Genomic DNA, 21562 nt, shown 5'->3' on the forward strand with positions numbered 1-21562 from the left:
GGCGGAGAGCGAGGGATTCGAACCCCCGGAACCTTTCAGTTCAACGGTTTTCAAGACCGCCGCTTTCGACCGCTCAGCCAGCTCTCCGAAGGAGGCATAGAGTAATCAAAACCCCAGCGGATTTCCAGCATTTTTTCAGGGGCCTGCCCGCCATTGTGTCTGTCGGCTGAATAGTGGCTATGCTAGAATCCGCCCTTTGTGGCTGCCCAATGAGACAGGCTTAATGGATTCAAGCAAACCCTCCCTTACCTACCGTGACGCAGGCGTGGACATTGACGCTGGCAATACTTTGGTGGAACGCATCAAGCCGCTCGCCCAACGCACCCGGCGCCCTGAAATGCTGGGCGGGCTAGGGGGGTTCGGCGCATTGATGGCGATCCCCTCCCACTACAAACAACCCATCCTGGTTTCCGGCACTGATGGCGTCGGCACCAAGCTGAAACTGGCGATCGATAGCGGCATTTACGACACCATCGGCATTGATCTGGTGGCCATGTGCGTGAATGACATCGTGGTCAGCGGCGCGGAACCGCTGTTTTTCCTCGACTACTACGCCACCGGCAAGCTCAATGTGGATGCAGCCGAAAAAGTCATCAGCGGGATTGCCGAAGGCTGCTTGCAAGCGGGTGCCTGCCTGTCTGGCGGTGAAACCGCAGAAATGCCCGGCATGTACCACGGTGAGGATTTCGACTTGGCCGGGTTCTGCGTGGGCGTCGTCGACCGTGACAATATCGTGGACAACTCCAAAGTGCACCGCCATGACGTCCTGATTGGCCTGGCCTCCACCGGCCCCCATTCCAACGGCTATTCCCTGATCCGCAAGATCCTGGAAGTCAGCGGCGCATCACTTGACACCCCCTTTGGCGACAGCACCTTGGGGCGCACCTTGCTGGAACCTACCCGCATTTACGTCAAAACCATCCTGGGCCTGCTGCGCCGCTACGACATCCACGCCATTGCCCACATCACCGGCGGCGGCATTACCGAAAACCTGCCGCGCGTCCTGCCGCCCCGCACCAAAGCCAAGATTAACCGCAACAGTTGGCAACGCCCCACCATCTTCAACTGGCTGCAAGAGCAAGGCAGCGTGCCGGAAGACGAGATGCTGCGCACCTTCAACTGCGGCATAGGCATGATCCTGGTTGTGCCAGCGGAACAGATGGAAGACATCATCGCCGCCTGCCGCCTGGAAAACATCAAGGCGTGGCAGATCGGAGCCATGGATGCCGCTGACAGCGAAACACCCTTTGTCCAATATGTCGACTAACGAAAAAACAGCGCCACCAACCCTGGTGGTGCTGATTTCCGGCAACGGCGGCAACCTGCAAGCCCTGATCGACGCCATCCGGGCAGAGCGTTTGCCCGCCCGCATCGCCGCCGTCATCAGCAACCGCACTGGTGTTTATGGCCTGCAACGGGCGACGGATGCAGGCATCCATGCCGAAACCCTTAGCCACACCGCATTTGACAGCCGGGAAGCTTTCGACCACGCCTTGCAGCAACGGGTCGACAGCTTCCAGCCCGACCTGGTGGTGCTGGCGGGTTTCATGCGTATTTTCACGGCGGATTTTGTACGCCATTTCGCAGGGCGGATGCTGAATATCCACCCTTCCCTGCTCCCCCTGTACAAAGGCGTCCATACCCACCGGCGGGTGCTGGAAGACGGCGCGAATGAACATGGCGTCAGCGTCCATTTCGTCACGCCCGAACTGGATGGCGGCCCGGTCATCATGCAAGCCAAAGTGCCGGTGTTGCCCAGCGATACAGAAGAAACATTGGCGCAACGGGTGCATGTGCAAGAGCACATCATTTATCCGCGCGTGGTGAAGTGGTTTGTGGAAGGCAGGCTGAAGCTGGAAAACGATCAGGTCATGCTGGACGGCAATGCCCTTACCCGCCCCGTCCAGCATTTGAGTGAATAAGCCGTCAAGGGAACTGACTCAGCCAAAGTGGCAGACGTAGTGCAAATCTTCAAGCGTTTCAATATCGAAGGACGCATTGCCCGGCACACTGAATGATTGTCCGCCAGCATATTCCGTCCATTCATCACTGCCTGCCTGCCGCACCCGGCAGCGGCCTTGCAGCAACTCCATGATTTCCGGCGCGCCGGTATTGAACGTCAAGCTGGAAGGCAGGATAACCCCCACGCTTTTGCGTTCGCCATCCGCCAGCGTCACCGTATGGCTGATGCATTTGCCACCAAAATAAACATTTGCCGTTTTGCTGACACTGACATTCTCGAACTGGCTCATACGTTTCCTTTTAAAAATAAATGCCAACCCTCCCCGCAAGGGGGAGGGGGTAGCTAGATGGCAGCCACTGAAATCACTGCCCTGCAATCGTCATTTTGTCGATCAGGATTGATCCGGTGCGGATATTGCCGCGTTCATCCACATCATCCGCAACGCCGACAATCCCTTTGAACATATCCTTGAGGTTGCCTGCAATGGTCACTTCCTCGACAGGATGCAGGATCATGCCGTCCTCAATCCAGTAGCCCACGGCACCGCGCGAATAGTCGCCGGTAATGCCGTTGATGCCATGGCCGATCAGCTCCGTCACCAGCAGGCCAGTCCCCATTTGCTGGAGCAAGCCGACGAAACCTACGCCCGTATCCGCCAACAGCAGGTTGCTGGCGCCGCTGGCGTTGCCGGTTGTCTGCATGCCCAATTTACGGGCGCTGTAACTGCCGAGGAAATACCCCTGGATGACCCCATCCTTGACAATATCCCGCTGTCGGGTCGCCACCCCTTCGCTGTCATAGAAACGGCTGCCCAACCCTTGACGGATGAACGGGTCTTCATACAAATGCACAAATTCCGGAAACGCCTGCTGCCCGATGGAGTTCAACAGGAAACTGGCCTTACGGTACTGCGAACCGCCGCTGATCGCCCCAACCAGATGCCCGACCAAGCCACGCGCCATTGACGGCGCGAACAGGACGGGCGCTTCACGGGTGGACAAGGAACGCGCATGCAAACGGCGCAAGGCGCGCTGTGCGGCTTCCGCCCCAACCGTATCCGCCGAGTCCAGATGCCCTGGCACCCTGGATACGGTATACCAGTAATCGCGCTGCATGGAGTCACCTTCCTGGGCCACGACTGCGCAGCTCAAGGAATGGCGGGTGGAATGGCGCACACCCATAAAATCATGGCTATTGGCGTACAAGCTCAAACCGGCGTGGCTGTCGACGCCAGCGCCTTCACTGTTGGTGATGCGGGTGTCATGTTCACGGGCAACCGTTTCGGCCTGCAACGCCATTTCGATCGCCATTTCGGCGTCCAGCTCCCACGGATGGTACAAATCCAGCTTGGGAAAGTCGGTCGCCATATGCTCCGGGTCAGCCAAGCCGTTGTATTCATCTTCGGATGTATAACGGGCGATGCGGCAAGCAGCATCCAACGTATCGTCCAACGCCTGCCTCGAGAAATCGCCGCTGGAGGCGAAACCTTTGCGGTGGCCGAAATAAACGGTCAGGTTGACCCCTTGGTCACGGTGATATTGCAGCTTGTCCACCTTGCCCATACGCACCTCAACCGACAGGCCGGTGCTCTTGTCAATGTCGACTTCCGCCGCAGTCGCGCCTTTGGCTTTGGCAGCTTCCAGCACATGTTCAGCCATCGCCTGGAATTCAGTGGCGATGTCGAAACGGTTTTCCAGTTCAATCATTTTCTTGTCCTTATGCAGTCGCAGTTCCACCTACAGTCAGGCCATCCACTCGCAAGGTAGGCTGACCAACACCAACCGGCACGCTTTGGCCGTCCTTGCCACACACGCCGACACCGCTATCCAGTTGCAGGTCATTGCCAACCATGCTGACGCGGGTCAACACATCCGGGCCATTGCCGATCAGGGTGGCGTTCTTGATCGGCTTGCCAAGTTTGCCATTTTCGATCAGGTAGGCCTCGGAAGCGGAAAACACAAACTTGCCGGAGGTGATGTCGACCTGCCCGCCGGAAAAGTTGACGGCGTAAATGCCTTTGTCCACCGAAGCGATGATTTCTTCCGGCGCATGCTGGCCTGCGCGCATGTAGGTATTGGTCATGCGCGGCATCGGCAAGTGGGCGTAGGACTGGCGGCGGCCATTGCCGGTTGATTGCGTGTTCATCAGCGCCGCGTTCTGGCGGTCGAACATGTAGCCTTTGAGGATGCCATCTTCGATCAGGGTGGTGCACTGGGTTTGTGTGCCTTCGTCATCCACGCTGAGGGAACCACGGCGTTTTTCCAGGGTGCCGTCATCCACCACGGTAATGCCTTTGGCCGCCACCTGCTCGCCGATGCGCCCGGCGAAAGCGGAGGTGCCCTTGCGGTTGAAATCGCCTTCCAGGCCATGGCCGATGGCCTCGTGCAACAATACGCCTGGCCAGCCATTGCCCAGCACCACGGTCATATTGCCCGCCGGAGCCGCTGCGGCGTCCAGATTGATCAACGCCTTGCGCACCGCCTCTTCGGCGTATTCCTGCGCCTTGCCGCCATCCAGGAAGAAATCCAGGTTGAAACGGCCACCGCCGCCTGCCGTGGCGCTTTCCGTCTGGCCATTGCGCTCGACAATGACGGAAACGTTGGCGCGCACCAAAGGCCGGATATCGGCGGTCATGCGCCCGCTTTCGTCCACAATCAGGATGATTTCATGCACCGCGACCATATTGGCCATCACCTGCTGCACATACGGGCTAGCGGCTCGGGCCTTAGTGTCGATCTCGCGCAGGAAGGCGATTTTGTCCGCTTCCGTCAGGGAATGGAGCGGATCTTCCATCCCATACAACGCGCGCGATGGCGCAACGGTTTTCCATGCCTTGACAGAACCATTCTGCCCGGCGCGGCTGATGGCGCTGGCGGCCCTGGCGGATTCCAGCAGCGCGGGCAGGCTGATTTCACCGCTGTAGGCGAAGCCGGTCTGCTCGCCGCACACGGAGCGCACGCCGACGCCCTGCTCAATGCTGTAGCTGCCACTTTTGATGATGCTTTCTTCCAATCCCCAGGATTCGTAGCGGGCGGACTGGAAATACAAATCAGCCAGTGTCGTGTCTTTACTCAGAAGCTGGCTGAACACTTGATCCAATTGATATTCGGTCAGGCCCGCCGGTTCCAGAAAGGTCTCGCGGGCGAAGTCGATTGCCTGTTTCATATTTTTCCTTAACGTCTGTTTTCTGATGGGCAACGATGGGAAAGCACCGGGAAAGTCTTGCGGGTTTGTTCCAGCGCTTCCAAATCCAGTTCAGCCAGCACAACGCCAGCGCCCTTGTCACGCTCGCCACGCACCCGTCCCCAGTAGTCAACAATCATACTGTGTCCGTATGTAGTCCTGCCGTTGACATGATAACCACCCTGGCCGGGGGCAATCACATAGCACAGGTTTTCAATGGCACGCGCCCGCAACAGCGGCTCCCAGTGCGCCTTCCCCGTCACATCGGTAAAAGCTGAAGGGATCAACAGAATTTGTGCGCCTTTTTCCGACAAACGGCGGTACAGCTCCGGGAAGCGCAGATCATAGCACACTGACATGCCCAATTTGCCAAACGGCGTGTCAACGATGACCGGCGTATGGCCGGGCGTGGTCGTGTCGCTTTCGGTATAAATTTCCTCGCTTTCGCTCAAGGTGACGTCGAACAGGTGAATCTTGTCGTAGCGGGCGGCGGCCTTGCCCTCGGCGTCATAAAGGATGGAGGCGGCAAATGGCCGCGCAGGGTTGCCGGACTGGATCGGGATAGTCCCCCCCACAATCCAGACGCCATATTTTTTGGCCTGCTGGCTAATGAAAGACTGGATTGGGCCGCTGCCATAAGGTTCGGCAATTGTTACCCGGTCTGTTTCATGCACCCCCATCATCGCAAAGGTTTCAGGCAGCACCATCAGTTTGGCCCCACGCCCCGCCGCCTCCTTGATCAGGCGGGCGGCCTCCATCAAATTGGCTTGCACCTGTGGACCCGACGCCATTTGCAGCGCCGCAACCATTGTCATTCCTGTTCTCCCCGTCGTGTTCGCATAAACAACATTTTGTGTTCAATGCGGCAAAACATCAACCTCCGTCTTTTTGGTTGGTGCTTTTAATTCAGTCACCTCCGGCTTGTCCCACGAACCTGTCACCCGGTAGCGGAAGCCGCCAGACGTTTTCAGTTTGTCAGCCGCAGACTTTTCCGTCACCGAATTGAACAGCAGCAGGGCCGCCCCACCCCCCAGGCCGCCGACAGCAGCGCCAACCAACGGCAGGGTGGAACGCAAATTGGGGATGACCGTCACCGTCTGGTCATGCGTCTTGTGTGCCAGATCCGTGCTGCCCTGGATGCCTGCGGTCATGGCGGCGGCATCGACAATGGTGTCCTTCGTGGCCAACACCCCGTGATCCATCTGGAAACTGCCACTGATGCCGTCAAACGCCACGCCTTTGCCCGTCATGTCGCGGAAATCCATGCTCAGGCGGGTGGGAAGGCGCTGGATGTCCAGCAACCCCAGCAGCCTACCAATGCCCGGCTCCACTTCGGTCAGGCTGCCCTTGCCCAGGGTCGCCCTGCCCTCGCCGCTGAGGCTCGCCAGTGAAAAATTGAACGGTGAACCCTCCCAACGCAGTTGCGCAGTGGCGTTCAATTCCCCACCTTGCAGTCCGGCCTCGCTGCCCTGGCGGGCCAATAATTTACCGGGGTCAGGAATATGCGCAACCGCATTCAATTCCGTGCGCGCCATGCCATCCGCCGCCAGATACCAGCGCCCCTGGGCGGCGGTCAGCGCCATCCAGGGGTTGCTGATTTCAAACGTGTCGATTTGCAAATCCTTGCGCGCCTTGTTCATGCTCAGGGTCAACTGCTGGATAGGGAAATCCCCCTTGGAGCAGTCCCGGCAGGTCAGCCGCATGGAGGGGAAATCCGCAGGTGACAACGGCCCTTGCCCCTCCCCCTGCTGGGGAATGCTGCTGCTGAGTTTGTCGAGGTCAATATTGTTGAGGTCAATATTGACCCGCCCCCGGCTGGCGTCCTGCAAGGGCAGGTGCATATTGGCCTGCGCCTTGCTGGAACGCACATGCGCCTGCAACGTGTCCTTGCCCTCCACGCTCAGGATAGCCTTGCCGAGGGACTGTTCGCCCAGCTTGAGGTCGCCAATGCCCAGGCTGGCGCTGACCAATGGCCGGGGGATGGGGGCCTTGCCCTTCCCCGGTTTGCCAGCCAAATCCAGCCCTTGCAGCGTGAGGAGATCCACATCCTCCAGTCCGCCGTCAATCCGGACGCCCTGTTCCGGCAGTTTGGCCGGTTTTCCGCCCAGACTGACGCCGACCAGCGATTTCTGCCCGCCCTTATGGGGCAGGCTGGACAGCACATTCAGGCGTTTCCCCATATCCACCCCAACCCGCCAAGGCTTACGGGAATCAAAGGGCAAGTCGACATCCACCTGCAAGTCACGCTCCGCCGCCGCTTCCTTCCCCAAGGGCGACGGCAGGCGGATTGCCACGCCCTGCAAGCGGCTGCGGGCACGGATTTTCAGGCTGGCGGAGGCTTTGTCCGTTTGGGAACGGAACGCGGGCAATTCCAGTTGTGTTTCAATCGCCGCCTTGCCTTGCAACCGGCCACGCAGCATCTCCAAACTCTCCGGCAGAAACAGCCCCGGATCATTGCGCTGCTGCAAATTGACATGGATAAGCCCCTTGGCCTTGTCGGTGCTGGCGGACAACTTGAACGGCTGCCCCCGGTACTCCCCGGTGGCGTCCTTGGCGTCAACGCCGTACTGGTCGAAGTGGACATTGCCGTTGAGCCGGGTGAACACCTGCTCATATTCCGGAATGGAAAATCCATTGCCGTGCAAATTGACCAGCCCGTCAACCTGCACGCCTTCCTTGTCCATCATCCGTTGGGTCAATGGCGCATCCAACTTCAGGCGCAGGTCGGATGGCCCGGTAAACTTCGCCACCTGCATGAAATCACGCAGGTTCCTGCCAATCGGGGCGTCCCGCAAATAATTCATATGCGCTTGCAGGTCGCCGGTGGTCTTCAAGTCCAGCAACAGATGCGGGTCATGATCCATATCGGGGATGTCAACAGTCCCGCCCAACACATCCAACCCCATAATCTTGGCGCTTTTGACCTTGGCGCTCATACCGGCGTTGTGGAAGCGCAATTCGCCGCTCACGTCGCGCGCTTCCGGCCACTCCGGCAGATAAGCCAGCACGCCTTTTTCAACATCAAACCGGATATCAAACACGCCGGGTTTGTTTTTAAAAGGGAAATCCTCCGGATTGCCGCGCAATGTGAACTCGCCCTTGGGCACATAGCCGTAGGCAATGGCGGTTTTCAGCCAGTCCTCCGTGTCATCCGGAACCACGGCAGGAATATAGTTGCGCACATTGTCCACTGTGCGTTGGGTGGCGAACGTCAGGTTGAGATTGACATCTGGCGGCTTGCCGACCAGCAAATCCAGCGTGCCGGAACCGCGCGCCGCCGCATCCCGGTTGTGCGCATCCAGGCTGGCGAGCCGCCAACGCCAGCCGTTTTCCTGCACCTCCCACTGCAAATCCGCATCCAGCGCCTCCACCCGCAGCGGCTGCTCAAACCATTGCGGGTAGCTTAAGGTGCTGTCCTTGACCTTGACCTTGACCTTGCCGCCATCGTTGTCGGCGACAAATGTGGCGTTGACACCATTCATGGCGGGGATCGTCCCCGTCCCCTTCCAACCCAGGTAGGCGATTTCACCTTCACCGCTGACGCGCAAAGGCTTGCCCGTCACGGACTTGATGTCGGCGTTCAGTTTCAACGCCCCGGTCGTGACGCCATACCGGTACAGCAACGGCGACGGCAAGGCGGCCAGGTTGAAAATTTGGGTGCGGGTGTGCAGGTCGCCATCCCAGGTTTGCTTGCCGTCACGGGCGGTGGCCTGATGCAGCTCGGCGTTCACAGACAGCGAGTCCCCAATGGAGGGCGGGAACAGGGCATTCGCCTGCAACTGGATTTTGTCCGGCAGCAGCTTGCCGGTAAATTGCAGGTCGGAAAGCGTCAGGACACGGTGGTTGACGGCATCCTGCCAATGGACGTAGCCGCCGTTGATGTCAATCAGGATGGGGGACTGGCGCTCGATATTCAGGACGGTGTTTTTCTGCCCTGGCAGCGGGAACGTCAAACCTTCCAGGACAGGCAGGCTGCCAGCATCCTGCCGCAGGACGAATTCCACCCCTTCCACTTCGATACGGGCCGGTTGCAGGCGCAAGGTGCGCAGGCTTTCACGCATATCCAAGGTCAGCGCCAGTTTCTGGATGTGGATCGGGGTCTGCCCGGAAGCTTCCGTCAGCCGCAGGTCTTCCATGATCCAGCGCGGATCTTCGCTGCCCCGATCCACCCGTATCCGCCCAATGCTGATCTGGTTGCCAACAAAATCAGACAGCTCCTTTTCCAGCACGCCCTTGTAATCATCCGCCATCGGCAACCAGAAATTCGCCAACCCCACCATGGCGACCAGAAAAATGGCCAGATGAAAGAATAACGTCAGCAGCAGGTAGGTCAGGCGTATGACAAATCCGCCCTGCCCGCTAGAGAAGTACAACGTCGAAATGCTCCTGGGTATAAAGTGATTCCACCTGCAACCGGATAGGTATCCCCACAAATTGTTGCAGCTCCGCCAGACTGTCGGATTCTTCATCAAGCAGCAAATCTACCACTTCCTGTGAGGCCAGCACCAGCAGTTCACGCGCATCGAACTGGCGCACCGCGCGCAGGATTTCACGGAAAATTTCGTAGCAGACCGTTTCCGCCGTCTTGACAAAACCATTGCCGCCACAACAGGGACAAGGCTCACACAGGATATGTTCCAGGCTTTCGCGGGTGCGTTTGCGCGTCATCTCCACCAGCCCCAGTGGGGAAACGTCACAAACGTAGGTTTTGGCGTAATCCCGTTCCAGGGATTTTTCCAGCAACTTCAACACCTGCTGACGGTGGTCATGTTGCAGCATGTCGATGAAATCAATGATGATGATGCCGCCCAGGTTACGCAACCGCAGTTGCCGGGCTATCGTCTGCGCCGCCTCCAGGTTGGTGCGGAAAATGGTTTCCTCCAGGTTGCGGCTGCCGACAAACCCGCCGGTGTTCACATCAATGGTGGTCATGGCTTCGGTCTGGTCGATGATCAGGTAGCCGCCGGATTTAAGCGGCACCTTGCGTTGCAGCGCCTTCAGGATTTCCTCCTCGATGCCGTGCAAATCAAAGATTGGCCGCTCTCCGGGATAATGCTCAATCACATCCGCCAGATCGGGAATGTACTTCTGGCTGAACTCAATCACTTTGACAGCAGTTTCGCGGGAGTCGATCTGCACCCGGCTGATCTTTTCCCCCACCATGTCGCGCAGCACCCGCAACACCAACGGCAGATCGGAATACACCAGCGTTGGCGCGGGCGATTCCGTCGCCGTTTTACCAATGTTGTCCCATAATTTGCGCAGGAACCGCATATCCCGGTCCAACTCCTCCTCGCTGATGCCATCCGCCGCCGTGCGCACGATATAGCCGTATTCATCCCCCGCCTCGTTGCGCAGCTGTTCAACCAGTTTGCGCAAGCGCTCACGCTCCGCCGCTTCTTCAATCTTGCCGGAAACACCGATGTTGTTGTTGTCAGGCATCAGCACCAGAAAACGTGAGGGGATGGTGACATGGGTGGTCAGGCGTGCGCCTTTGGTGCCGAGCGGATCCTTGATGACCTGCACCAGCAGTTTCTTGCCCTCGTACAGCAGTTCGCTGATCTGCACCGTCGGGCGTGGGATGGCGTGGCCGTGAAACTCTTCCAGTGAGGGGTGGGTCAGGTCGGAAGCATGCAGGAACGCGGATTTTTCCAGGCCGATGTCAATGAAGGCGGCCTCCATCCCTGGCAGGACGCGGCAGACTTTGCCCTTGTAAATGTTGCCGACAATGCCCTTGCGGGAGGTGCGCTCAATCAACACTTCCTGCAAGCTGCCATTTTCAAGCAAGGCGACCCGCGATTCCTGTGGTGTAATGTTGATTAGTAATTCCGCACTCATGAATCCGCCTTCACTGTGTTTTTTCTAGAATATTATTATACCTGCCGTTCCCAGCAATTGTGCTGTTTCATACAAGGGCAAGCCCATTACGCCAGAGTAAGACCCCTCCAGATGTTCAACGAAAATAGCCCCGTACCCCTGAATCGCGTAGGAACCGGCCTTGTCCTGCGGTTCCCCTGTCCGCCAGTATGCCAGAATTTCCTGGTCGGTTAATACCCGGAATTTCACCCTGTTACGATTAACTGCCACCCGTGTCCCGCCTGCATCCGTCAGCGCCACGGCGGTCAGGATTTCATGCTGTTGGCCGGACATATTGCGCAACATTTGCCGCGCATCCTCAAACCCCGTGGGCTTGACCAGCAATTCGCCATTGAGGACGCCCAGCGTGTCGGAACCCAGCACCGGCAAGGCAGGTGCCTGCATCTGCGCCCGCTGCTTCCAGACAGCGACAGATTTTTCCTGCGCCAGACGCCTGACGAGGGCTTCCGCCGTCTCATCCGGGCGGGGCGCCTCATCAATGTCCGCCGTCTGCACCAGAAAATCCAACCCGATCTGCGCCAACAGTTCCCGGCGGCGCGGCGAAGCGGAAGCCAGCACAAGCTGAGGCTGTTTCATTTAGTCCCCGCGATGGTAAGGATGGTTCGCCAGGATGCTCCAGGCGCGGAACAATTGCTCAGACACAATGACGCGCACCAACGGGTGCGGGAACGTCAGCAGCGACAGCGACCAGCTTTGTTCAGCGCGTTGCAGGCAACCCTGCGACAAGCCTTCCGGCCCGCCGACCAGCAAACTGACGTCACGGCCTGACATCATCCATTTGTCCAGTTGCCGGGCAAGCTCTTCCGTAGGCCACTGCCTGCCCCTGACATCCAGCGCAACCACCAGATCACCGCTGGGGACAGCCGCCAGCAGCTTTTCCCCCTCCAATTGGCGGATGCGTTGCAGGTCGCTATTTTTAGTGCGTTTCTCGGCGGCGATCTCGCGGATCAGCAACGGGCAGTGCGGCGGCATCCGGCTGGCGTATTCTTGCGTGCCTTCGTTGACCCAGCCCGGCATTTTGGAGCCGATGGCCAGCAACTGGATGCGCACTCAGGCGGTTCCGGCGCGCACCTGCGGGATCGCTTCCCCAGCCGCCCACAGTTTCTCCAGATTGTAAAAATCCCGCGTGCTTTGCAGCATGACGTGCAGGATGATGTCGTTCAGATCCAGCAGCACCCATTCGCCATCGCGTTCGCCTTCAATCCCAAGCGGCATGATGCCCGCTTCCTTGACGGACATTTCAACGCTTTGGGCCAGGGATTTGACGTGACGGGTCGAGTTGCCAGTAACGATAATGAGCATGTCAGTGATGGGAGACTTGCCGCGCACATCAATGCACTTGATGTCTTGCCCTTTCATGTCTTCCAATTTTTCAATGACTAATTGCTGAAATTTTTCAAGTTCCATTAAGTTCCACAATACAGTTGATGTCTTTGAATATAGTCGAAAACCGCATCCGGCAACAAATACCGGGGATTTTTGCCCTGTTGCAAACGGTGGCGCAAATCAGTGGCGGAAATGTCCAGCGCCGTCACCGCCAGCGGATAAACACGGCCTGCCGGAGCCTGCCGCAAATCCTCCGGGCTGACACTCAGGAAAGGCGTATGCCAGCCTGCGGGCGGCAGACTATACCCCGGACGGTGGACAACGGCCAGATGGGCAAGCTGCAAAATCTCCGCCCAACGATGCCAGCTTTGGAAATGCAGGAAAGCGTCGAAGCCGAGGGTGAACAGGAGCGGGCACCCGTCGCCAACTTCAGCGCGGATGGAAGTTAGGGTGTCGAAGCTGTAGGAATATCCCTCGCGGCGCAACTCGCGGCCATCGGCTTGCAGGCAGGGTTCCCCATTGATGGCCGCTTGCAGCATCGCCAGCCGTTGTTCCGGGCTGGCGACCGGCTGCGGACGGTGCGGCGGCGTCTTGCCAGGGATCAGGCGCATGTCAAGGATGCCGAAATGTTCCGCCACTTCCAACGCGGTGCGCAGATGGCCGAAGTGGATGGGGTCGAAGGTGCCGCCAAGGATGCCGATCAAGTTGGCACTCAAAACAATTTACCCAACTTTTTGCCCGTCAACCACAGCAATAAAGGCTGATCCGGCAAACTCTCAAACCCATACTGGCGATAAAACGCCGCCGCCTGATCGTGCTTTGCATCCACCACCACGGCCACCATGCCGATTTCCCTGGCCAGTTTGTGGCAACGTTGCAAGGCATCCATGAATAGGAATTCACCCGCGCCCTGCCCTTGGCGGCTACGGTCAATCGCCAGCCTGACGACGCGCGCCACTGGAACAGGAAATGCCGGAAACCGCTTGTGCAAGGCATCCGGCAAATTATCACGCGGGATACTGCTCATGCTCAGGCTGTAATAGCCCACCAACCCCTGGTCTTGCGGGTCGATGGCCAGGAATGTCCGCGCAATGCCCGCTTGTTCATGCTGCCCCGCATACGCCGCCAAATAGGCATCCAGCGCAGGCTCTCCACATGCAAACCCATCACGCCCTGTATGCTTATGGAACGGCTCGATTGACCAGCGGCTCATGCTTGGCTGGCCTTGTACTTGTCCATGGCTTTTTGTAATTTGGTGTTGGGCGGTGCATCATCATCGAGAATCAACACAAACCGTTCCCAGTCCCGTTGGGACAACAGTATTTGCTCCTGACCTTTCAAAATCTCTTCCGCCATTTTCTGGGCGGCTTCCAACAGAAAATTACTCAGCGACAAGCCCCGGCAGGAAGCGGCGCGGACTAACAAACTTTTGGTTTCAGCATTGGTGCGCAGATTGATGCGTTCTGATAGCGCCAACATGACAACAAACTCCCGTACTTACTCTGTGAGTACAGTTTGCCATACTGCACTCACATTGCCTAGCTCACGTCCCCAGGGATCACATGACCCCCCAACACGGCTATCGCATATCACTGCCGGATGTGCCCATCCCCCAGCACGATGAACTTCTGCGTTGTCAGCCCTTCCAGCCCGACCGGCCCGCGCGCATGGATCTTGTCAGTGCTGATGCCGATTTCCGCGCCGAAACCGTATTCAAAACCGTCGGCGAAACGGGTGGAGGCGTTCACCATCACCGAACTGGAATCCACTTCGCGCAGGAAAACGCGGGCGCGGGTGTAATTTTCGGTGATGATCGCGTCAGTATGGTGCGAGCCGTAGGTATTGATGTGCGTAATGGCCGCCTCCACATCCGGCACGACGCGGATGGCGAGAATGGGTGCCAGGTATTCGGTGCCCCAGTCCTCCTCGGTGGCAGGCTTGCAGGCGGGCAAAATGGCGCGGGCCTGGTCGCAGCCGCGCAACTCCACGCCTTTGGCGGTGTATGCTTCAGCCAGCAATGGCAACACGTCGGCGGCGATGCCTTCCGCCACCAGCAACGTTTCCATGGCGTTGCACACGCCGTAGCGATGGGTTTTGGCGTTGACCGCCACCTTGACGGCTTTGCCAATGTCGGCTTGATCGTCGATATAGACGTGGCAAATGCCATCCAGATGCTTGATGACCGGAATGCGGGATTCCGCGCTGACGCGCTCGATCAAGCCCTTGCCACCGCGTGGCACAATAATGTCCACATATTGCGACATGCGCAGCAGTTCGCCGACCGCCGCCCGGTCAGTGGTTTCCACCACCTGCACGCAGGCGGACGGCAAACCGGCAGCCTCCAGCCCTTCCTTGACGCAGGCGGCGATGGCCTGATTGGAATGGATGGCTTCGGAGCCGCCGCGCAGGATGGCCGCATTGCCTGATTTCAGGCACAAGGCCGCCGCATCCACAGTGACATTCGGGCGGGACTCGAAAATGATGCCGACCACACCCAGCGGCACGCGCATTTTGCCGACCTGGATGCCAGATGGCCGGTAATTGAGGTCGGTAATGGTGCCGACCGGGTCGGCGAGGCCCGCCACCTGACGCACGCCCTCCGCCATACCGGCAATGGTTTTGTCCGTCAGGGTCAGGCGATCCAGCATGGCCTCATCCAGCCCCTTGGCGCGGCCTGCGGCCAAATCCTTGGCGTTTTCGCCCTTGAGCCAGTCCGCGCGCTCCAGCAACGCCTCGGCAATCCGCAGCAACGCATTGTTCTTGACCTGGGTGTCGGTGCTGGCGAGGGTTTGCGCCGCCTGTCTGGCCTGCTGGCCGACGCCCAGCATGTAACGGGCAACGTTGTCGATAGTGTCCAAACCAGAATCCTCACAGAATGTAATCAGCGGATCATACCACGCTGTGGTGTTTTGCACTGTGTTTACAAGGAGCTGCGCCCAATGGAATAGGGACAAGATATTTCTGACAATTATCATGGGCGCTGGTTTTGCTGTAGGTTATAACACCCACAATGTGGCAGAATGCGCCGCTCAGAATGGATCTGGAACCCGTTAACCCAAGCTATGAAAGAATACCTGCTCATCATCGTTGGCACCGTCTGGGTCAACAATTTTGTCCTCTCCCATTTCCTCGGCCTGTGCCCATTCATGGGCGTGTCCCGCAGGCTGGAAACGGCCATGGGCATGGGGTTGGCGACCACCTTCGTGCTGACCCTCTCCGCCATCAGCAGCTATCTGGTCAACACCTGGCTGCTGGAGCCGCTGGGGCTGGAATATTTGCGCACCATCAGCTTCATCCTGGTCATCGCCACCGTGGTCGGGTTCACCGAAATGGTCATCCGCAAAACCAGCCCGTTGCTCTACAACGTGCTGGGGATCTACCTGCCCCTGATCACCACCAACTGCATCGTGTTGGGGGTGGCGCTGCTGAACGTGCAGGAGGCGCATAACTTCATCGAATCCGCCCTCTACGGGTTTGGTGCCGCGCTGGGCTTCACCATGGTGCTGATCCTGTTTGCGGGCATCCGTGAACGGATCAATGCAGGCGACGTGCCCTCCATCTTTCAGGGCAACGCCATCGGCCTGATCACCGCTGGGCTGATGGCGCTGGCATTCATGGGCTTTTCGGGACTGGTGAAAGAATAATGTTTGCAGCGCTTCTCGTGTTAGGCGGCATGGCAGCGGCGTTTGGCCTGCTGCTGGGCTACGCCGCCATCCGTTTCAAGGTGGAAGGCGACCCGATCGCCGACCAGGTGGACGCCTTGCTGCCCCAGACCCAATGCGGGCAATGCGGCTTTCCCGGCTGCCGCCCTTATGCGGAAGCCATCGCCAAAGGCGAAGCGGGCGTCAACCGCTGCCCGCCCGGCGGGGAAGCCACCATCAAGGCGCTGGCTGAATTGCTGGGTGTGGAGCCACAGCCGCTGGACGCCGCTGAGGAACACTCCAGCGTCCCACTGCTGGCGGTGATTGACGAGCAAACCTGCATCGGCTGCACCCTCTGCATCCAGGCATGCCCGGTTGACGCCATTGTCGGCGCCGCCAAACACATGCATACCGTGATCGCAAAGGAATGCACCGGCTGCAAGCTGTGCCTGCCGCCTTGCCCAGTGGACTGCATCAGCCTGGTTCCGGTCAAAGTCGAGCCTGCTTCCTGGAAATGGCCGTATCCTGTGGTTGCCGTTGCCGCTGTCCCCGCCAACGACGATGACGCCCTGACCAAGGTGAACGCATGATCCAAGCCCTGCGCAAATTGTGGCGCTTTCATGGCGGTCTGCACCTGGATTACCACAAGGAAGAATCCACCGCCCAGCCCACGCGGAGAATTCCGCTGGCGGACGAACTGGTCATCCCACTCCAGCAACATACCGGCTACAGGCCCACCCTGGAAGTGCAGGCAGGCGACTACGTTTACAAGGGGCAACAACTGGCCTCCCATACCGGCTTCATGAAAGTGCCGGTGCATGCCAGCACCTCAGGGACCATCACCGCCATCGAGGAACGCCCGATCCCACATAGCTCCGGCCTGACCGACTTGTGCGTCATCCTGAAGCCGGATGGCAAGGACGACTGGGGCGCGGCCAGGATGCAGCCATACCCCGACTATGCCCAAGTGGATGCGGAAACCCTGCGCCAGCGCATTTGCGCCGCAGGCATTGTCGGCATGGGCGGGGCGGTGTTCCCCGCCGCCATCAAGCTGAACGTGCATGACAACGTGCCGATTGAAGCGCTCCTCATCAACGGCGCGGAATGCGAACCCTACATCACCTGTGACGACCTGCTGATGCAGGAAAAGGCCGATGAAATCATCGGTGGCATCCAGGTCATGATGCACATCATTGCCGCCCCGCGCTGCCTGATCGGCATCGAGGACAACAAGCCCCAAGCCATCGCCGCCATGCAGGCCGCTATCGGAAAGGCTGCCGACCCGCGCATTCAGGTCACGCCTGTCCCCACCCTGTACCCGACCGGCAGTGAAAAGCAGCTCATCCAGATACTCACCGGCAAGGAAGTCCCCAGCGGCGGCAGGCCAGCCAGCATCGGCCTGATCTGCCACAACCCAGCCACCGCGCGCGCCATCTACCGCGCCGTCGTGCTGGGCGAACCGCTGATTGACCGTTATCTGACCGTCGCTGGCAAGGGCGTCGCCGCCCCCTGCAACCTGGACGTGCCGCTGGGCACGCCCATCCAGCACATCATCCAGCAGACGGGCGGCTATACTGACGCCGCCAAAAAACTGGTGATGGGCGGCCCGATGATGGGCGTTTCCCTGCAAACCGACCAGATTCCGGCGGTCAAGGCCACCAACTGCATCCTAGTCAGCAATGAAGCGAATGACGGCGCGCCCCCGGCCCTGCCCTGCATCCGCTGCGGACGGTGCGCGGAAGCCTGCCCGACCAGCCTGCTGCCACAGCAGCTTTACTGGTATTCCCGTTCGCGCGACTTCGAGAAAACGGAGCAATATCACCTGTTCGACTGCATCGAATGCGGCTGCTGTGCCTATGTCTGCCCCAGCCATATCCGGCTGGTGGATTATTACCGTTTCGCCAAATCTGAAATCCGCGCCCTGCGTGAATCCCGGGCCAAGGCGGATCTGGCCCGCCAGCGCCACGAATTCCAGTTGGAACGCCAGGAACGCGCCAAACGCGAGAAAGCCGAAAAGCTCGCCAAACATAAGCAGCAGGCGCAGACCAGCACGGATGATGGCAAAAAAGCCGCCATCCAAGCCGCACTGGAACGCGCCCAGGCCAAAAAAGCCCAGGCCGCCCAATCCGCCGCAGGGGAATCAATGGAATGAAATTCATCAAACGCACTTCCCCCCACGTCATCGGCGGCAACGATGTCGGCCAGATCATGCGCCAAGTGGTTTATGCTCTGGTTCCCGGCACATTGGTGCTGATCTGGTATTTCGGCTGGGGCATGTTGAGCAACCTGCTGCTCTGCCTACTGTTCGCCGAACTGCTGGAATGGGGCATGCTGAAACTGCGCCAGCGCCCCGTGCAGCCGTTCCTCTCCGATTACAGCGCAATCGTGACCGGCTGGCTGCTGGCCGTCGCCATGCCCGCCTTTTCACCGTGGTGGCTGATCCTGGTCGCCATGGTGTTCGCCATTGTCATCGCCAAACACCTGTATGGCGGGCTGGGTTACAACCCGTTCAACCCGGCCATGATCGGCTACACCGCCATGCTGATTTCCTACCCTGTGCAAATGACCATCTGGCCTGCGCCGCTGGATTTCAGCTTCAGCCATATCGGCCTGGAACAGATGCTGCAACAGGTGTTTGGTGGCGGCACGCAAGGTTGGGACGCCTTCACCGCCGCAACGCCGCTGGATGCGGTCAAGGTCAACCTGAAAATGGGCAAAACCCTGGCCGAATTTCATGGCGGCAATGCGGCCCTGTTCAGCGGGCGGCCATGGGAATGGGTCAGCGTGGCCTGGATGGCTGGCGGCCTGTGGATGCTGTACCGGCGCGTCATCACCTGGCAGATTCCGACCGCACTGCTGGGGACGCTGATGCTGATGGCCAGCATTTTCTGGCTCATCAACCCGCAGGTCTACAGCACGCCGCTGTTCCACCTGCTGGGCGGCGGTGCCATGCTGGGGGCGTTCTTCATGGCGACCGACCCGGTTTCAGCCAGCACCACCCCCACGGGCAAACTGATTTATGCAGGCGGCATCGGCGTCTTTACCTACATTATCCGCACCTGGGGCGGCTATCCTGACGGCGTGGCCTTTTCCATCATTATCATGAACACGGCGGTTCCCCTGATTGATTACTATACCCAGCCACGGGTGTATGGGACTGGGCGGGGGTTTCCAGGATGAGTGACGCCATGCTGAAAGAAATCCTCAAACCCGGCCTGTTCCTGGCCGGATTCGCCTTGCTGGGCACGCTGGCGCTGGCGCTGATCCATGACCTGACCCTGCCACAGGTGCAGGCGAATGAACGCGCCGCGACGCTCAGGCAGCTGAATGCGCTGGTCAGCGCGCAAGAATACGACAATGACCTGCTGGCCAGCCCGTTGACCTTGCCTGCTGAGGCCTTCGGCAGCGCCGAGGCCGTCACGGTGTACCGCGCCAGCAAGCAAGGAAACCCGGTGGCCGCGCTGTTCATCGTCACCGCCCCTGACGGCTACAGCGGCTCCATCCGCATGGCGGTGGGAGTGCGCGCCAACCAGGCCCTTGCCGGGGTGCGGGTGCTCGCCCACAAGGAAACGCCGGGGCTGGGAGACAAGATTGACGCGGACAAAAGCGACTGGATTCAGGGCTTCACCGGCAAATCCTTGCAGGAACCCGCTCCAGCGGCGTGGGCAGTGCGCAAGGATGGCGGCGTATTTGACCAGTTCACTGGCGCAACCATCACCCCGCGGGCGGTTGTGGGCGCCGTCAAGCGCACCTTGCTATGGTCGCAACAGCATTTCGCCACACTGTTCACACAAACAGCCGCGCCCATGCCACAGGAGGCAAAACCATGAACCCGACCTACCGTGAACTGACCCTTTCCGGCCTCTGGCATAACAACCCTGGCCTGGTGCAACTGTTGGGCTTGTGCCCATTGATGGCCGTCACCACCAATTTCGTCAACGGCCTGGGGCTTGGCCTGGCGACCATTGTCGCGTTGGTGTCCTCCAATCTGGCGATTTCGGCGGTGCGCAATTACATCCGTGAGGAAATCCGTATCCCGGCTTTCGTCCTGATCATTGCGGGCAATGTCACCCTGATTGAAATGCTGATGAAGGCGTACTTCCACGACCTGTACAATATCCTGGGCATTTTCATCCCCCTGATTGTCACCAACTGCATTGTCATCGGGCGTTCGGAAGCTTACGCCTCCAAGAACCCGCCTGCCCACGCCGGTTATGACAGCCTGATGATGGGTGTCGGCTTCTCCCTGGTGCTGATGGTGCTGGGTGGGCTACGCGAACTGGCCGCCAACGGCACCCTGTTTGCGCAGGCGCATCTGATGTTTGGCGAAGCCGCCAGCGGCCTGACCCTTTCACTGGGCGAACACTTCAAGGGCTTGCTGCTGGCCGCCCTGCCCCCGGGTGCCTTCATCGGCCTCGGCTTTCTGGTGGCGCTGAAAAACTGGATCGACAAACGCATGGCGCAACGGGCCGCTGTCAGCAAACCTGCGGCCGCCATGGGCGGTGAGGCGGCATGAACAAAGCCAAGCGGGAGGAAATTTTCCGCCGCCTGCATGATGCCGACCCTGACCCCACCACTGAACTCGAATATGGCAGCGCGTTTGAACTGTTGGTCGCCGTCATCCTGTCGGCGCAATCCACCGACAAGGGAGTCAACAAGGCCACCGCCAGACTGTTTCCCGCCGCCAATACCCCGGAGGCGATTTACGCGCTGGGTGAGGACGGGCTGAAGGATTACATCAAGACCATCGGCCTGTTCAACAGCAAAGCGAAGAACATCATCCAGACCTGCCGCATCCTGATCGACAAGCACCATTCGCAGGTTCCCGCGCAACGTGAAGCGCTGGAGGCCCTGCCAGGCGTTGGCCGCAAAACCGCCAATGTCATCCTCAACACGGCTTTCCGCCAGCCGACCATGGCGGTGGACACCCATATCTTCCGCGTCGCCAACCGCACCGGCATCGCTCCCGGCAAAAATGTGCTGGAGGTGGAAAAAGCCTTGCTCAAGCATGTGCCGAAACACTACCTGCTGGACGCCCACCACTGGCTGATCCTGCATGGCCGCTACACCTGCGTGGCGCGCAACCCAAAATGCGGGCAATGCATCATTGCCGACTTGTGTGAATTCAAGGAGAAAACCCCCTGATGTTTGGCAATGACCGCGACAGCCTGCGCCGTTACTACCTGCAATGCTGGAACAAGTTTCAGCAACACCAACCACTGGATGCGTTGGAGCAACAGATCGCCAGCGTGGTTGCCGCGCACCCGGAATACCATGCCCTGCTGGCACAGGCGGAAACCGCTTTGCAGCGCGATTACCTGCCTGAAAACGGTGAGACCAACCCGTTCCTGCACATGGGGCTGCACCTGGGCATTCGTGAACAAGTCGCCACCAACCGCCCAGCGGGAATCAGCGAACTTTACCGCCAGCTTGTGATCAAATACGGCGATCACGACGCCGAACATCGGATGATGGATTGTCTGGCTGAAAGCATTTGGCTTGCCCAGCGCAACCAGACAATGCCGGATGAAACGGCATACCTTGAATGTCTGCAAAAGCAATGAATGAGGGC

General features: G+C 59.2%; 23 protein-coding genes and 1 tRNA gene. 10 read left to right on the forward strand and 14 right to left on the reverse strand.

Features of this window, described 5'->3' with window-relative positions; genetic code table 11:
- Nucleotides 1–2 precede the first annotated feature (2 nt).
- Nucleotides 3–87, reverse strand: a tRNA-Ser gene (locus VSS37_RS00070).
- A gap of 136 nt (nucleotides 88–223) precedes the next feature.
- Here VSS37_RS00070 and purM point away from each other — a divergent pair.
- Both purM and purN read left to right on the forward strand, forming a co-directional pair.
- Nucleotides 224–1267, forward strand: coding sequence for a phosphoribosylformylglycinamidine cyclo-ligase (gene purM / locus VSS37_RS00075; protein ID WP_324692555.1), 1044 nt, complete (start codon nucleotides 224–226; stop codon nucleotides 1265–1267).
- The gene (gene purN, locus VSS37_RS00080; RefSeq protein ID WP_324692590.1) at nucleotides 1257–1922 is read left to right on the forward strand and encodes a phosphoribosylglycinamide formyltransferase; all 666 of its coding nucleotides are present in this window, start codon (nucleotides 1257–1259) and stop codon (nucleotides 1920–1922) included. Before purM ends, purN begins: the two co-directional genes overlap by 11 nt.
- An 18-nt stretch (nucleotides 1923–1940) precedes the next feature.
- On the opposite strand, the gene ppnP is transcribed toward purN, so the two are convergent.
- The 13 genes from ppnP to VSS37_RS00145 form a co-directional block, all read right to left on the reverse strand.
- Nucleotides 1941–2252 (reverse strand): pyrimidine/purine nucleoside phosphorylase, encoded by a 312-nt coding sequence (ppnP, locus tag VSS37_RS00085; RefSeq protein ID WP_324692556.1) that lies wholly within the window; start codon nucleotides 2250–2252, stop codon nucleotides 1941–1943.
- A gap of 73 nt (nucleotides 2253–2325) precedes the next feature.
- A complete protein-coding gene (gene pmbA / locus VSS37_RS00090; protein WP_324692559.1) occupies nucleotides 2326–3669 on the reverse strand; it encodes a metalloprotease PmbA in 1344 nt (447 codons plus the stop codon).
- Between the two features lie 10 nt (nucleotides 3670–3679).
- Complete coding sequence (gene tldD, locus VSS37_RS00095; RefSeq protein WP_324692560.1) at nucleotides 3680–5128, reverse strand: metalloprotease TldD; 1449 nt, start codon at nucleotides 5126–5128, stop codon at nucleotides 3680–3682.
- Nucleotides 5129–5136: 8 nt separating this feature from the next.
- Nucleotides 5137–5961, reverse strand: a complete 825-nt coding sequence (locus VSS37_RS00100) for a carbon-nitrogen hydrolase family protein (protein ID WP_324692561.1) — start codon at nucleotides 5959–5961, stop codon at nucleotides 5137–5139.
- A gap of 42 nt (nucleotides 5962–6003) precedes the next feature.
- Complete coding sequence (locus VSS37_RS00105) at nucleotides 6004–9519, reverse strand: YhdP family phospholipid transporter (RefSeq protein ID WP_324692562.1); 3516 nt, start codon at nucleotides 9517–9519, stop codon at nucleotides 6004–6006.
- Complete coding sequence (gene rng / locus VSS37_RS00110) at nucleotides 9506–10984, reverse strand: ribonuclease G (RefSeq protein WP_324692563.1); 1479 nt, start codon at nucleotides 10982–10984, stop codon at nucleotides 9506–9508. The genes VSS37_RS00105 and rng overlap by 14 nt, the downstream gene beginning before the upstream one ends.
- Before the next feature lie 24 nt (nucleotides 10985–11008).
- A complete protein-coding gene (locus VSS37_RS00115; protein WP_324692564.1) occupies nucleotides 11009–11599 on the reverse strand; it encodes a Maf family protein in 591 nt (196 codons plus the stop codon).
- Nucleotides 11600–12073, reverse strand: a complete 474-nt coding sequence (gene rlmH / locus VSS37_RS00120) for a 23S rRNA (pseudouridine(1915)-N(3))-methyltransferase RlmH (protein ID WP_324692565.1) — start codon at nucleotides 12071–12073, stop codon at nucleotides 11600–11602.
- Complete coding sequence (gene rsfS, locus VSS37_RS00125) at nucleotides 12074–12430, reverse strand: ribosome silencing factor (RefSeq protein WP_324692567.1); 357 nt, start codon at nucleotides 12428–12430, stop codon at nucleotides 12074–12076.
- Entirely contained in the window at nucleotides 12430–13065 is a 636-nt protein-coding gene (gene nadD, locus VSS37_RS00130; RefSeq protein ID WP_324692568.1) for a nicotinate-nucleotide adenylyltransferase, read from the reverse strand. The genes rsfS and nadD overlap by 1 nt, the downstream gene beginning before the upstream one ends.
- Nucleotides 13062–13562: a GNAT family N-acetyltransferase gene (locus VSS37_RS00135; protein ID WP_324692569.1), complete on the reverse strand. Its 501-nt coding sequence runs from the start codon at nucleotides 13560–13562 to the stop codon at nucleotides 13062–13064. The genes nadD and VSS37_RS00135 overlap by 4 nt, the downstream gene beginning before the upstream one ends.
- Complete coding sequence (locus VSS37_RS00140) at nucleotides 13559–13828, reverse strand: type II toxin-antitoxin system TacA family antitoxin (protein WP_324692570.1); 270 nt, start codon at nucleotides 13826–13828, stop codon at nucleotides 13559–13561. Before VSS37_RS00140 ends, VSS37_RS00135 begins: the two co-directional genes overlap by 4 nt.
- Before the next feature lie 110 nt (nucleotides 13829–13938).
- Nucleotides 13939–15177, reverse strand: a complete 1239-nt coding sequence (locus VSS37_RS00145) for a glutamate-5-semialdehyde dehydrogenase (protein WP_324692591.1) — start codon at nucleotides 15175–15177, stop codon at nucleotides 13939–13941.
- Nucleotides 15178–15411: 234 nt separating this feature from the next.
- Between VSS37_RS00145 and rsxA the strand changes: the two genes are divergently transcribed.
- From rsxA to VSS37_RS00185, 8 genes are read left to right on the forward strand one after another with little or no spacing between them, the layout of a single operon-like run.
- Nucleotides 15412–15993, forward strand: coding sequence for an electron transport complex subunit RsxA (gene rsxA / locus VSS37_RS00150; protein WP_324692592.1), 582 nt, complete (start codon nucleotides 15412–15414; stop codon nucleotides 15991–15993).
- Complete coding sequence (gene rsxB / locus VSS37_RS00155; protein WP_324692572.1) at nucleotides 15993–16580, forward strand: electron transport complex subunit RsxB; 588 nt, start codon at nucleotides 15993–15995, stop codon at nucleotides 16578–16580. Before rsxA ends, rsxB begins: the two co-directional genes overlap by 1 nt.
- A complete protein-coding gene (gene rsxC, locus VSS37_RS00160) occupies nucleotides 16577–18142 on the forward strand; it encodes an electron transport complex subunit RsxC (RefSeq protein ID WP_324692574.1) in 1566 nt (521 codons plus the stop codon). Before rsxB ends, rsxC begins: the two co-directional genes overlap by 4 nt.
- The gene (locus VSS37_RS00165) at nucleotides 18139–19170 is read left to right on the forward strand and encodes an RnfABCDGE type electron transport complex subunit D (RefSeq protein ID WP_324692575.1); all 1032 of its coding nucleotides are present in this window, start codon (nucleotides 18139–18141) and stop codon (nucleotides 19168–19170) included. Before rsxC ends, VSS37_RS00165 begins: the two co-directional genes overlap by 4 nt.
- Nucleotides 19167–19820: an electron transport complex subunit RsxG gene (gene rsxG / locus VSS37_RS00170; protein WP_324692576.1), complete on the forward strand. Its 654-nt coding sequence runs from the start codon at nucleotides 19167–19169 to the stop codon at nucleotides 19818–19820. The genes VSS37_RS00165 and rsxG overlap by 4 nt, the downstream gene beginning before the upstream one ends.
- The gene (locus VSS37_RS00175) at nucleotides 19817–20506 is read left to right on the forward strand and encodes an electron transport complex subunit E (protein ID WP_324692577.1); all 690 of its coding nucleotides are present in this window, start codon (nucleotides 19817–19819) and stop codon (nucleotides 20504–20506) included. Before rsxG ends, VSS37_RS00175 begins: the two co-directional genes overlap by 4 nt.
- The gene (gene nth / locus VSS37_RS00180) at nucleotides 20503–21135 is read left to right on the forward strand and encodes an endonuclease III (protein ID WP_324692578.1); all 633 of its coding nucleotides are present in this window, start codon (nucleotides 20503–20505) and stop codon (nucleotides 21133–21135) included. Before VSS37_RS00175 ends, nth begins: the two co-directional genes overlap by 4 nt.
- Nucleotides 21135–21554 (forward strand): DUF1841 family protein, encoded by a 420-nt coding sequence (locus VSS37_RS00185; RefSeq protein WP_324692579.1) that lies wholly within the window; start codon nucleotides 21135–21137, stop codon nucleotides 21552–21554. Before nth ends, VSS37_RS00185 begins: the two co-directional genes overlap by 1 nt.
- Nucleotides 21555–21562 lie beyond the last annotated feature (8 nt).

The organism is Candidatus Thiothrix phosphatis, assembly GCF_035668035.1.
GTDB lineage: Bacteria > Pseudomonadota > Gammaproteobacteria > Thiotrichales > Thiotrichaceae > Thiothrix > Thiothrix phosphatis.